At 63.1% G+C, this 11,407-nt stretch carries 10 protein-coding genes; 7 read left to right on the forward strand and 3 right to left on the reverse strand.

The genetic code is table 11. The features are described 5' to 3' along the window. Window positions 1-84 precede the first annotated feature (84 nt). The 4 genes from LCM4577_RS30910 (at window position 85) to galE (ending at window position 3,857) form a co-directional block, all read left to right on the forward strand. Entirely contained in the window at window positions 85-558 is a 474-nt protein-coding gene (locus tag LCM4577_RS30910) for a carboxymuconolactone decarboxylase family protein (RefSeq protein WP_052468040.1), read from the forward strand. Window positions 559-773: 215 nt separating this feature from the next. Beyond that, complete coding sequence (locus LCM4577_RS30915; RefSeq protein WP_131803309.1) at window positions 774-1,181, forward strand: hypothetical protein; 408 nt, start codon at window positions 774-776, stop codon at window positions 1,179-1,181. 493 nt (window positions 1,182-1,674) lie between these two features. Then, on the forward strand, window positions 1,675-2,733 hold the full coding sequence (locus LCM4577_RS30920) for a UDP-glucuronic acid decarboxylase family protein (RefSeq protein WP_052457855.1): 1,059 nt from the start codon (window positions 1,675-1,677) through the stop codon (window positions 2,731-2,733). Beyond that, window positions 2,730-3,857 carry a UDP-glucose 4-epimerase GalE gene (galE, locus tag LCM4577_RS30925; RefSeq protein WP_082048896.1) on the forward strand — a complete coding sequence of 376 codons (1,128 nt, stop codon included), beginning with the start codon at window positions 2,730-2,732 and terminating at the stop codon, window positions 3,855-3,857. Before LCM4577_RS30920 ends, galE begins: the two co-directional genes overlap by 4 nt. 108 nt (window positions 3,858-3,965) lie before the next feature. On the opposite strand, the gene LCM4577_RS30930 is transcribed toward galE, so the two are convergent. Continuing rightward, a complete protein-coding gene (locus LCM4577_RS30930) occupies window positions 3,966-4,574 on the reverse strand; it encodes a DUF995 domain-containing protein (RefSeq protein WP_244508480.1) in 609 nt (202 codons plus the stop codon). Between the two features lie 344 nt (window positions 4,575-4,918). On the opposite strand from LCM4577_RS30930, the gene LCM4577_RS30935 reads away from it, so the two are divergent. The 3 genes from LCM4577_RS30935 (at window position 4,919) to LCM4577_RS30945 (ending at window position 8,588) form a co-directional block, all read left to right on the forward strand. Beyond that, window positions 4,919-6,478, forward strand: coding sequence for a glycosyltransferase family 39 protein (locus LCM4577_RS30935; protein WP_041008426.1), 1,560 nt, complete (start codon window positions 4,919-4,921; stop codon window positions 6,476-6,478). Between the two features lie 110 nt (window positions 6,479-6,588). After that, window positions 6,589-7,506: a lysylphosphatidylglycerol synthase domain-containing protein gene (locus tag LCM4577_RS30940; RefSeq protein ID WP_071035763.1), complete on the forward strand. Its 918-nt coding sequence runs from the start codon at window positions 6,589-6,591 to the stop codon at window positions 7,504-7,506. Between the two features lie 5 nt (window positions 7,507-7,511). Next, on the forward strand, window positions 7,512-8,588 hold the full coding sequence (locus LCM4577_RS30945; protein WP_071074698.1) for a glycosyltransferase family 2 protein: 1,077 nt from the start codon (window positions 7,512-7,514) through the stop codon (window positions 8,586-8,588). A gap of 231 nt (window positions 8,589-8,819) precedes the next feature. Here LCM4577_RS30945 and LCM4577_RS30950 read toward each other — a convergent pair whose 3' ends face one another. Together LCM4577_RS30950 and LCM4577_RS30955 are read right to left on the reverse strand one after the other, a co-directional pair. Next, a complete protein-coding gene (locus tag LCM4577_RS30950; RefSeq protein WP_371410089.1) occupies window positions 8,820-9,320 on the reverse strand; it encodes a hypothetical protein in 501 nt (166 codons plus the stop codon). A gap of 170 nt (window positions 9,321-9,490) precedes the next feature. Further along, window positions 9,491-11,323, reverse strand: coding sequence for a glycosyltransferase family 2 protein (locus LCM4577_RS30955; RefSeq protein WP_071074609.1), 1,833 nt, complete (start codon window positions 11,321-11,323; stop codon window positions 9,491-9,493). Window positions 11,324-11,407: the final 84 nt, after the last annotated feature.

Raw genomic sequence — 11,407 nt, forward strand, 5'->3', positions numbered from 1 at the left:
GGTCGCGCTTGACAACTTACACTGTAAGGTTCATCTTCCGCATACCTTACATCGTAAGGCTAACAAAAACCAGAGGAGAACATCATGTCGGTCATTCGCATCGTCTCAACCGTGCATTCCTGCCTTCGTTCCGCCTCGCTCATCGCCGCCGCGGGCGTATTCGCCACCGTGCTGGCGTCCGGGCCTGCCCGGGCCGATGATTACGACGCCGCCCTCAAGGACATCCAGTCGACGATGGGCGGCGTGCCGAGCTTCGTCAAACAGTTCCCGAAAGCCGGTCTGCCCGGCGCCTGGGCCGAGGTCAAGGCCATCGAGCTCAGCGACAAGACGGCGCTGCCGCCGAAGGTGAAGTCGCTGATCTCGCTGGCGGTCGCAGCACAAATCCCCTGCAGCTACTGCATCTGGTCGGACACCGAGAACGCCAAGCACGCCGGAGCGACCGACGAGGAGATCCAGGAAGCCGTCGCCATGGCGGCGCTGACACGCCACTGGAGCACCATCTTCAACGGCATGCAGGTCGATTTCGACCAGTTCAAGAAAGAGATGGGCGGGGAGTAAGGGGCAGGCATCAGACGCCGTAGACGACAAAATGGCCCGCTCGGACGCGGGCCATTTTGTTGGGCCGCGACTACCCTCCGTTCGTCCATCGTCACGCGGATGGCGGCGCCTGCAGCCATCAAGCCGTTCTGCCCTCTTGCGGCGGCGGAAAAACCGTGGACGCATTCAAACAGCTATCGCTAAATTAATCAGTTTTGCCATAATGAGCCAGGTGGATGGCTATCGATGATTCGAACATAAGCGTCACGCCCTTGAGGGGACACCAGTTCATGCTCATGGCTTACCGCGGCTTAAGCCGATCCTGCCCCAACAACAATTTCCGCATGCCAATCAAGGCCTTGTCCGGTCTTTTTCTTTTAGGCGCGTTGCTGGCAACTTCCGGTTGCCAATACTTCAATTTTGGCCAATCGACTTCATTCAGCGTCTCGCAAAGCGGCAACGCCGCCTTGATTGACTTGAAGCCGAGCCGGCCAGCCCAGACAGGGAATCCGCCTCGCCCGGCTCCTGTTGCAAGCGCCAACCCTTATCTTGGGAACGCTGCTTTCGTTTGCGGCCCAAGCGGCTTCGGACAGCAGTCGCATTGCTTCGCCAGAAATTCCGGGGCTTTCGCCGAGAACATCTAGACAGGGCGCGGCAATCTCGACCTGGCGTCAAGATGGCGTTGCTTCGAGACTTGAAGGGTGACGCCGAAGGCTGCTTTCGACATGCTTGCGCAGTCCGACGAATGCAACGACGGTTACAGGGCGCTCCAAGGCAAGGCCTCACCGGCGACGGGCAGAGGAAGCACCCTTCACGGTTAACCGCTCGCGAAGGCGTGAGGTTAACAAAACGCTAATTTAGTTGACTACCCGCGATACGGGTATATCTTTATATGCGTTGGGTGTGCAATTTGGGCGAGCAGTCTGCGGTGGTGGCAACCGACTCGTGGATCGCGATTTAGGGGCGCAAGGGACGCTTAAGCGGCAGAGACATGCCGTAGAGCAACGGCCCCGCGAACTCAGAAAATTATGACGCACATCAGTGCTGGCGGTTCCGCCTATGCGGAGGAACCGCCTTTGTAACCTGGTCGGGCAAGGCCCGTCCCGGAACGGTAGTGTGTGTGCGTACGGGGTTGCCATGAATAGGGTCATCAAAGTTCTGAAGCCGGCGCTATCGGGTCGAAAGGGTATCGATCGTGGCCGAGCCCTGGTCACCGGCGGAGCGGGCTTCCTGGGTTCTCATTTGTGCGAGCGGCTGCTTGCGGACGGCTATGAAGTCATCGCCCTGGACAATTTCCACACCGGCAAAAGATACAATCTAGCCAGTATCGCGCGGGACGCCTCTTTCACCTGCATCAGCCACGACGTTGTCGATACCCTGCCGACGGATATCGTCGTCGACGAGATCTACAACCTCGCTTGCCCAGCTTCGCCACCCCACTATCAGGCCGATCCCATCCACACGTTCAAGACCAGCGTGCTCGGGGCGATCAACCTCCTGGAACTCGCCCGGCGCCACAACGCCAAGATATTCCAGGCTTCGACCTCCGAGGTCTATGGCGATCCGCTGGTGCATCCGCAGCCCGAAGGCTATTTCGGCAACGTCAACACACATGGCCCGCGCGCCTGTTACGACGAAGGCAAGCGCTCAGCCGAAACGTTGTTCTTCGACTATTCGAGAACTTACGGCCTCGACATCCGGGTCGCGCGCATCTTCAACACCTATGGGCCGCGCATGCAGCCCGATGACGGACGCGTGGTGTCCAACTTCATCGTCCAGGCGCTGCGCGGAGACGATATCACCGTCTATGGCAGCGGCACGCAGACGCGCTCCTTCTGCTATGTCGACGACCTCATCGAAGGGTTTGTTCAGCTGATGCGGTCGCCGACGGCGCCGAAACATCCGGTCAACCTCGGAAACCCCGGCGAGTTCACCGTCATGGAACTGGCCGAGCTCGTTCTCGATTGCACCAACTCCCGCTCGCGGATCGTACACAGGCCGTTGCCGGTCGACGATCCCCGACAGCGCAGGCCCGATATCAGCTTCGCCGAGCAGCAGCTCGGCTGGAAGCCAAAGGTCCCGCTGAGCGAGGGGCTGGCCTACACCGCGGGCTATTTCGAAGCCCTGCTGGGCCGCCGTCAGCCCGGAACCTCACGTGGCGGCCATTTGTCCTCCGGCGAGGCTTTGGCGCTATGAGTGCCCGACCCATCCTGGTGACGGGCGGCGCAGGCTTCATCGGCAGCCACACCTGCAAGCAGCTGGCGGCAGCCGGCTATCTGCCCGTGGTCTTCGACAATCTCAGCCGGGGCAACGAGCAGGCGGTGGCCTGGGGCCCGCTGGTGGTCGGCGATATCCGCGACCGCGGCGCGCTCGAGCGAGCCATCGCCATCCACCGGCCGCAGGCGGTGATCCATTTCGCCGCGCTTGCCTATGTCGGCGAGTCGGTCAGCGACCCCGCGGACTATTATTCGGTCAATGTCGGCGGGACGATCGCCGTGCTCGAGGCCGCACGGGCAAACGGCATCGGCAACATCATCTTCTCTTCCAGTTGCGCGACCTACGGCATGCCCGAGACGCTGCCCGTGCGCGAAACCTCGTCTCAGAACCCAATCAGCCCTTACGGCCGTACCAAGCTGATGGGCGAACAGATCATCAGGGATCATGGCTCGGCTTACGGTACGAAATACGCAATCCTGCGTTACTTCAACGCCTGTGGCGCCGACCCCGACGGCGAGCTCGGCGAATGGCACACGCCGGAAACCCATCTCATTCCCAGGGTGTTGATGGCGGCGTCCGGCATGATCGAGGCGATCGAGGTTTTCGGCACCGACTACGAGACGGCGGACGGCACCTGCGTGCGCGACTACGTCCATGTCAGCGACCTCGCCCGGGCGCACCTAAAGGCCCTGCTGCATCTGGAGGCCGGCGGCAAAAGCCTTGCGGTCAACCTTGGCACCGGCCGCGGGGTCTCGATCAGGCAGATCATGGACGCGGTCGAGCGGATCACTTCGCGGCCCGTCCCGGCCACGTACAAGGCGCGCCGCCCTGGCGATCCGGCAGGGCTTTTCGCCGACCCCAGCCTTGCCCGCGAACAGCTGGGCTTTGTGGCGCAGCTTTCCGACATCGACACCATCGTGAGGACGGCCGCTCCCTTCTTCGGGCTAGGCCCGGCCTTGCCCAATTCCGGCGTTTCGGCCGCCGCGGCGCGCGCATTGCGCGCGCCGCGTGGCGCGAGCGTCAATCAGAAACGCCGGCCCGCAAGGCCGACGGTCGGCCCTGTGAGTAATGTGTCGGGGCGTGGGCTCGCTGAGTTCGGCTAAGGCCGTCTCAGCGAGCCTCCTATTTTTGCAGCCGGTTGCGCGAGCGCAATCTGGACGGAGGCCACGGCGAAACCGCCGAAGCCAACTCACGCTTTTCCTGGAATTGCTTCAGCTCTTGCTGTCGACCAGTTTGCGGGTCTCGTCGAACTGCGCGCCCTTGGTGTTACCCGCCTCGAACTTCTGGTGCTCGTCGGCGGGATCGTCCTTGGCGTGCTTGAAATCATACCAGGTACCGTCAGGGTCCTTGCGCTGCTCGATGTTGCCCTTGTTGACACGATGGCTGTAGCAGGTGCGTTGCGGCTTGGTGGAATAAGTCTTGGCGCGCCAGGCAAGTTCCATGCACATCTTGCCCTTTTCCGTCACCAGCCAGCGGCCCTCGCCGACGGCGGGGGAATCCTCCCCTTTCGTCCAGGCATGCAGGCGTCTGTCCATTCCGAAATAGGCGGCGCCGTTCTTCCAGTTCCAGGTGCGATCGGCATAGAGAAGCTGCAGCTCGAAAGCCGTCGGAGCAATGTCGGGCTTGGCGGCCGCCTCGACTGTCGCGCCGTTCCTCTGTGGGGCCGCGCTGGCGGGGCCGCTAAGAGCAAGCTGGCCGCAGGCGACCAGCAGCGCAACCAGCCAGCCGCCTCCCGCAAGCCGATGGGGCCGGCTGAACTMAAGTCGAGCCGGTTCACATGGCGATGTGGTTTCAACTGTCGTCCCGATGAACATGCGCATATCGATACCCCCTTTCGACCCCGATACGGCGGGGCCGATGAACCATGATCTGGAAGATGTTTCTTCGGGCTTTCCGCGAGCCGTCACGATGCCCGGGCCTGTCGGCCCGATGGCGGCGCGATCAGCGCCCTTGAGACCATTAACAGCCGCGGGTGTTGCGATGTCAACTGAATCGAGGCTCAAGTGATCACTGCAAGCCGTTAGTTAACCAGAGATATTACAATGTTGTGATAGTCTGACCTTGTTTGGCGATTGGATGTCGCCAGAATAGCTTCGGCGGGGGGCTGCTCCACATGTTAGACAGCGCAGGAACGACCGAGTTGCAAGGCGCGGCGTTTGCCGGCATGCGCCGGGCTGTCGGCGCAGCACGCATCCACACCGCAATCCTGCTGGCGATCTTGCTGGTTGCCGCCATCGCGCGTTTTCACAACATCACCCAGCCACTGGTCGACGCCTTCAGCTGGCGCGAGACAAGCACCGCGATGATGGCCGACAATTTCCAGCAGCATAGCTGGAACATCTTTTTTCCCGAGGTCAGCTGGACCGGCCCGGGACCCAGCTACCAGGGCCGGGAATTCCAGATCGTTAGCTATTCCGCCGCGCTGCTCTACCAACTCTTCGGCTGGCACGACTGGTTCGGCCGCATGGTCGCCGCGCTGTTCGGCATGGTGACGGTGTTTTCGCTGCACAGGTTGACCGCGCTCTGTTGGGACGAGGTGCATGCGCATGCGGCAGCCCTTGCCTATGCGCTGATGCCGGGGGCGGCGATGATCGACAGTTCGTTCCTGCCCGATCCATCGATGCTGGCGCTGGTGACRCTCGGCGTGTGGCTGTTCGCGAAATACTGGGCAGGCGGCAAACCGTGGCTGCTGCCGCTGGCGACGCTGAGCTTCACGCTTGGCGCGCTGGCCAAGCCGCCAGGGCTCGCCGCCGGGGCCGTCATCTTCTACCTGACGGTCTGCTGGATCCTCCAACGGCGCTACAGGCAGGCCGCGCGGGTTCTGCTCAGCGGACTGATCAGCCTGGTGGTCATCACCGCCTATTTCGGCTGGGCCATCTATCTCGGCCGCAGCTACCCGCCCTACCACGTGGCCGGCTCCGGCTATATCTGGGATTCCGGCTTCTGGACGTTCTTCAAGAACAGTTTCTACCTCAAATCGGTCTGGAACACGTCGGTCTGGTGGTTCTACGGCTATCCGTTCATGATCCTCATCGCCATTGGCTTCTGGATGCCACCGAAGCCCGCCGCAAGCGGCGAGCGGGCGCTGTCTGCCGTTCCCTATGCCTGGCTCGCGGCAGCGGCGGTGGTCTATGTCGCGGCGGCGCGCGAGATCACCAGCAATCCGTGGAACTACCATATCTTCCACGTGCCGCTGGCGATGTTCTGCGGCCGCGGCGCGCTCGTGCTGGCGACGCTCGGCACCGGACCAGTTCTCGCGCCGGCTGTGATGCTGCGCTCGGTGTTCATCGCGGCGCTGGCGCTCACGCTCTCCACCTTTCCGCTGCTCAAGACGATGAAGGCGCCAATCGCCATGAACGGCAAGCTGCTCGGCGAGCAGCTGGCGCGGGTCGCCCAGCCGGGCGAGCTTGTCGTCGCCATCGCGCCGGAGGCCGGCGATCCGGTCGCGGTCTACTACAGCCGGGCGCGCGGCTGGGTGTTCCCGCCCGGAGGCGGCGACGTCGAATGGTCGAAATTCGTCGAGGACGATGCCACCGCGATCGCGCAGCTCGAGGACTTACGGGCGCAGGGCGCGGATTATTTCGGCGCGGCCAAGAACGCCGCCGACAAACAGGACCGGCAGTTCATGAAACATCATGACGGGGTGATCGACCACCTCGACAAGACCGCGACCAAGCTTGTGGATTCGGATACGATGCTGGTCTATAGGATCACCCGCCCGTGACGGCCCGCCGTTCGAGGCGCGCCGGCGAAGCGATCCGCGGATGAAGGCGTGAATTGTCGAACCACCGGATAAGCCGCTCCGACGCGGCGGTGGCGCCATCGGAGAATTGGTTGAAGAGAGCGATATCGATAGTCGTCACTCTGGCGCTGCTGGCATGGCTTGCCAGCGACCAACGCTGGAAGATGGTCGGCGATGCCTTCGCCTCCATCACGCCCGGCGCTTTCTTGGCGGTCGCGGCGGCGCTGTTCGTCACCTATGTGCTCCGGGCGCTGCGCGTCTGCGACGAATTCCGCGACGATGTGAACGGCCGCTTCGGCGCCACGCTGCGCGTCATCCTGATCCACAATGCCATGATCAACATCGTGCCGTTCCGTGGCGGCGAGACGGCCTTCCCGATCCTGTTGCGCCAGGTGTTCGGCGTCTCGATCGTGCGCGCCAGCGCTTCGCTGCTGTGGTTCAGGCTGCAGGATGCTTTCGTCGTCGGCGTGCTGGCTTGCCTGGTGTGGCCGGGTTTGCACCCGGCGCTGAGGGCCGCCGGCATCGCGGCGCTGATCGCCGCCGCATGGTACCTGCCGCGCTGGGCGCGCGCGCCGCACAACTGGACGGCCGGCGGCAGGATCGTCTCGAAGCTCGGAAAATTGCGCGACATCTTCACGGAAGCGACGGGACGGTCGCGCTATGGCTGGTGGTGGACGATCGCCAACTGGGCGCTGAAGCTCGGCGTGCAGGGCTGGCTGCTCGCCATGCTGCTCAACACCTCGTTCCAGACCGCCTTTCCGGGCGCTGTCGGCGCGGAGGCCGCCGCCATCCTGCCGGTGCAGGGCGTCGCAGGCTTCGGCACCTATGAGGCGGGCGCGGCCGCCGCGCTGCTCTATTCCGGCATCGCCATGAAGGACGGCCTGCAGGCGGCGCTGGCGCTGCATCTCTTCATCTTGTGCTCGGCGGTCGCAACCGGCGCGATCGCCTGGCTGTTCCCCTCCAAATCGACGCTGCCCGAAACTCCGGCGGCGGGACCGGCAAGGAAATGACCGCCATGAACGTGCTTCCCATCCCCGCATCGGGACTGCCCGAGGGCGCCGTCATGCCCGAGCACAAGCTCTCCATCGTCATTCCAATGTACAACGAGGCCGACAATGTCGAGCCGCTGCTGGTGCGCATCCATCAGGCGATGGAGAACTACAGCCAGCCCTGGGAAGTGGTTCTGGTCGACGACGGCAGCACCGACGCCACGCCCGCCGAGATCCGCCGGCTGGCGGTTCAATACGGGCCGCATGTGCACGGCGTGGAGCTGGTGCGCAACTACAAACAGACCGCGGCCATGCAAGCCGGTCTCGACGCCGCGCGCGGCGACGTCATCGCGACGCTCGACGGCGACCTGCAGAATGACCCTTTCGATATCCCACGCATGGTCTATCGCCTGCTGACCGAGGATCTCGACCTCGTTGCCGGCTGGCGCAAGGACCGCAAGGAAGGGTTCTGGTTGCGCCGCCTGCCCTCGCGCATCGCCAACAGACTGATCGCGCGCGTCACCGGCGTCAAGCTCAAGGACTATGGCTGCAGCCTGAAAGTGTTCCGCGGCAGCGTCATCCGCAGCGTCCGGCTCTATGGCGAGATGCACCGCTTCATCCCGGCGTGGCTCGCGACCGTGACGACGCCGCGCCGCATCGCCCAGGRGGTGGTGACGCATCACGCCCGTATCCACGGCCAATCGAAATACGGCATCTCGCGCACCTTCCGCGTGGTGCTGGACCTCGTTTTCATGTTCTTCTTCCTGCGCTATCGCACACGGCCCGGCCATTTCTTCGGCGGCATCGGCATCGTGCTCGGCGTGCTCGGCTCGCTGATCCTGGCCTATCTGTTCGCGATCAAGGTTTTCTGGGGGCAGGATATCGGCACGAGGCCGATGCTGATCACCGGCTTCTTCCTGGTGATCGCCGGACTGCAGGCTGTGACGTCGGGCGTGCTCGCCGAGATGCTGTCGCGCGTCTATCTGGAGGCCAACGGCGCGCTCGCCTATGTGGCGCGGCCACAGCCCGCGCATGGCGAAGGCGATGGCTGGCACTGGCCGAGCAAGCCGGCGAGCGAAAAGGCGAAGCCGCGCCGCAAGTAGTCCCGCGGCGGCCGGTCGACCAACACCGCGACACGCGGGCGACCGGAAGGCAAGAGGCGGTCCGCCGACGGCGTGCGTCCCTCCCCTTGCTCCCGTGGTCAAGCCCCCGGCGATAGCGCTTATCTAAAGCGCGTCGCGATCTTTCAGATTCGCTCCATGCGCTTTAGGCTTTTGATTTTGCGCATGTCTTTGTCCCGAAACCGGTTACCACTTTCGGGAGACATGCTCTAGCTAGCGCGCCCTGCAAGCCGAGCGCTGACCGAAACCACTCGGGCCGCAAATCCACGGCGAGTGGCCAAGCAGCGGACCGACGCCGCCCACGCTGTAGGAAATCCTGACGGGCCGCGGCACGCGAACAGGCTGCGACCGTACGAAGACGGCATAGGCCTCTCCCCTGACGCGCGTCACACTGGACATTTGCGTCAGCGGCTTTCGGTGAACGCGATGCAGCCGATGCTTCTTGACGTATTGCACCTTCTTTGTAGTGGTGTGGGCTGCCGGCATGGTGCCGATCGAGCTGGTCTTCGTCGTGTCCATGCTCTGGCAGCCAGACACGACCGAGGCCAGTGCAATGGCGGCAATGGCGCAAGCATATCTCTTACCGACAGCCGCTGCTTCATTCATGAAATCGTTCATTGTCGTCCCCTGCCACGAAATACGCCTTGTTTTTGCGCGGATATATTTTCTCTTTCCTTGGCTTCCGCGCCGCGTGAACGGCTCGTCGCCATTCATATCGTGGCTTAATATTAGAGGGGACTTATTAAAATTCGTGCAAACGAGATGATGAGCGCGATCTTTCGCGACTCGATCGATTACTATTAAAATTTGATCTTCTTTCGGGAGCGCCGTGATGAGGCAGCGGCCTCACCATGCGAGCAAACGGCCTCTCACACGCGCTCAGCTCAGCGCGGCACTTCCCAGCCGGGGTCGAAATAGAATTTGCGCGAGCCGATGTCGCCCATGCCGGCGCCGGAAATCACATAGGCGATCCGGACGATGCGAAAACCGCCGGCCCCCTGCTGCAGCCCGTAGATACCCTCGAGCCCGCGATCGTAGAAACCCGCGATCGGGACGCCTAGCGCGACCAGCGCGAGAGAAGCATGCAGGGCGAATTTCGCGGCGTTGGCGCGCAGTGAAATCCTGTTCTCGCGGACATGCCTGGCAATGATGACCACGACAAGAAGGCCATAAAGGAAAGCGTTGAAGGTGGCGAACCAGTAGAAGCCTGTGGCGTCGAACGGATGCTTGACCAGCAGTACCGGCAGAGCCGCGCCAATCGCCAGCACGACATAAGGCGCGAAGGCGCGCGCCGGCAGAAGATGCTTAGGGCCGCTACCCTTCGGCGTGACCCGAAAGTCGACGAAGGATTTTGTCACATAGTCGCGAAGCGCCGACAGCGTTCCCCACAGCACCCAGGGCCAGCGCGCGAAGAAGAGGAACAGCGTGCCTTCCCAGCTCAGCGTCTTCGCCGTCAGCGGCCGCGACAGGCCGAAGGCCTTGAGCATGATCACCAGCCCGACCAGCGCCACCGAATTCGGCAGATAGTAGAAGACAAACTCGGCATACATGACGTTGGCAAAGTTGCGTCCCGTGAACAGCGCATAGATCGGYATCGCATACATCATCAGCGCAAAGACCGCGAACAGCGGATACCAGAGCTGGCAGAACAGGAACTGGAACTTCAGCCGCGGCGTCAGCCTGGCGAAGTATTTCGGCGTGTATTCGAGCAGGATCGTCACCAGGCTGCGCGACCACTGGAATTCCTGGGTGACGAGATCGGCAAAGGTCTGCGGGCCATCTCCGTTGGCGATGGCGTCGATGGCGTGCACGCCGCGCCAGCCGGCAGCGTTGATCAGCATCGAGGTCGAATGATCCTCGGCCAGTTCCGGACCAAGGCCACCGGCCTCGCGCAGCGCCCGCGTCCTGACGGCGTAATGCGAACCGATGCAGAGCGGCGCGCCCCCACCTGTGTGCCCGGACTGCAAGGGGCCGTGGAACATGCCCTCCGGGAACAGGCGGCCACGGGCGGCCCAGCTCTGGTCGGCATTGTTGTCGCAGATGCTGGGCGCCGAGACATATCCGACGCCGGGGTCGGCGAAGGGATAGAGGATTTCCCTCAGATAGGTCGGCGACGGCACATGGTCGGCATCCATCTGAGCGACGAAGTCATAGCGTTCATAGCCGTACTGATCATAGAAAAAAGCCAGGTTGCCTTCCTTGCAGCGGGTCCGGCGCGGCCAGGTCTTGCGGTGATAGTCCTCGCGGCCGCGCCTGGTTGAAATCAGCACGCCATGCGCGTCGCACCAGCGAACCGTCGCCTCGGTCGGATCCTCGTCGGCAAGCCAGGTGTCGTGCGGATAGTCCTGCGCCAGCATCGCTTCCAACGTGCGCTGCACCACGGCGAAAGGCTCCGACGGCGCCTTGGTGACCACCATGGCGACGCGCGACCGCTTCGGTATCGTATGCAGCTTGGACGACTTCCTCGAGGCATGGACGTTGAGCAGGAAGTACATCGGCATCAAGGTCAGCCAGGCCAGCACGATGGTGGCTAAGGCAAAGGGCCCGACATGGCCGATATGCTCGGGCCGCAGCCACCATGACCAGAAGAAAGCCAGCGTGACGAACCAGAAAGCGAGGCCCAACCGCAAAGTCGATTGCTGGCGCGGCGTGAGCACGGGCACGAGATAAGGACCCTTGGGGCCGTGGCCGGTCGAAACCTCGCCAACCTGGCCCATTGACGTCGTTTTGCCGCCGCCGACGCCGGCATCCCCAGATACGCCCATACTACCCACGCCCTGCCCGCCCGGCTAAGCCGGTCG

It is taken from the genome of Mesorhizobium sp. LCM 4577 (assembly GCF_001854795.2).
In the GTDB taxonomy this organism is placed as follows: domain Bacteria; phylum Pseudomonadota; class Alphaproteobacteria; order Rhizobiales; family Rhizobiaceae; genus Mesorhizobium; species Mesorhizobium plurifarium.

Coding starts and splice junctions, on each gene's coding strand:
- LCM4577_RS30910 (WP_052468040.1), top strand. CDS start 85: ATGTCGGTCATTCGCATCGTCTCAACCGTGCATTCCTGCCTTCGTTCC.
- LCM4577_RS30915 (WP_131803309.1), top strand. CDS start 774: ATGGCTATCGATGATTCGAACATAAGCGTCACGCCCTTGAGGGGACAC.
- LCM4577_RS30920 (WP_052457855.1), top strand. CDS start 1,675: ATGAATAGGGTCATCAAAGTTCTGAAGCCGGCGCTATCGGGTCGAAAG.
- galE (WP_082048896.1), top strand. CDS start 2,730: ATGAGTGCCCGACCCATCCTGGTGACGGGCGGCGCAGGCTTCATCGGC.
- LCM4577_RS30950 (WP_371410089.1), bottom strand. CDS start 9,320: ATGAATGGCGACGAGCCGTTCACGCGGCGCGGAAGCCAAGGAAAGAGA.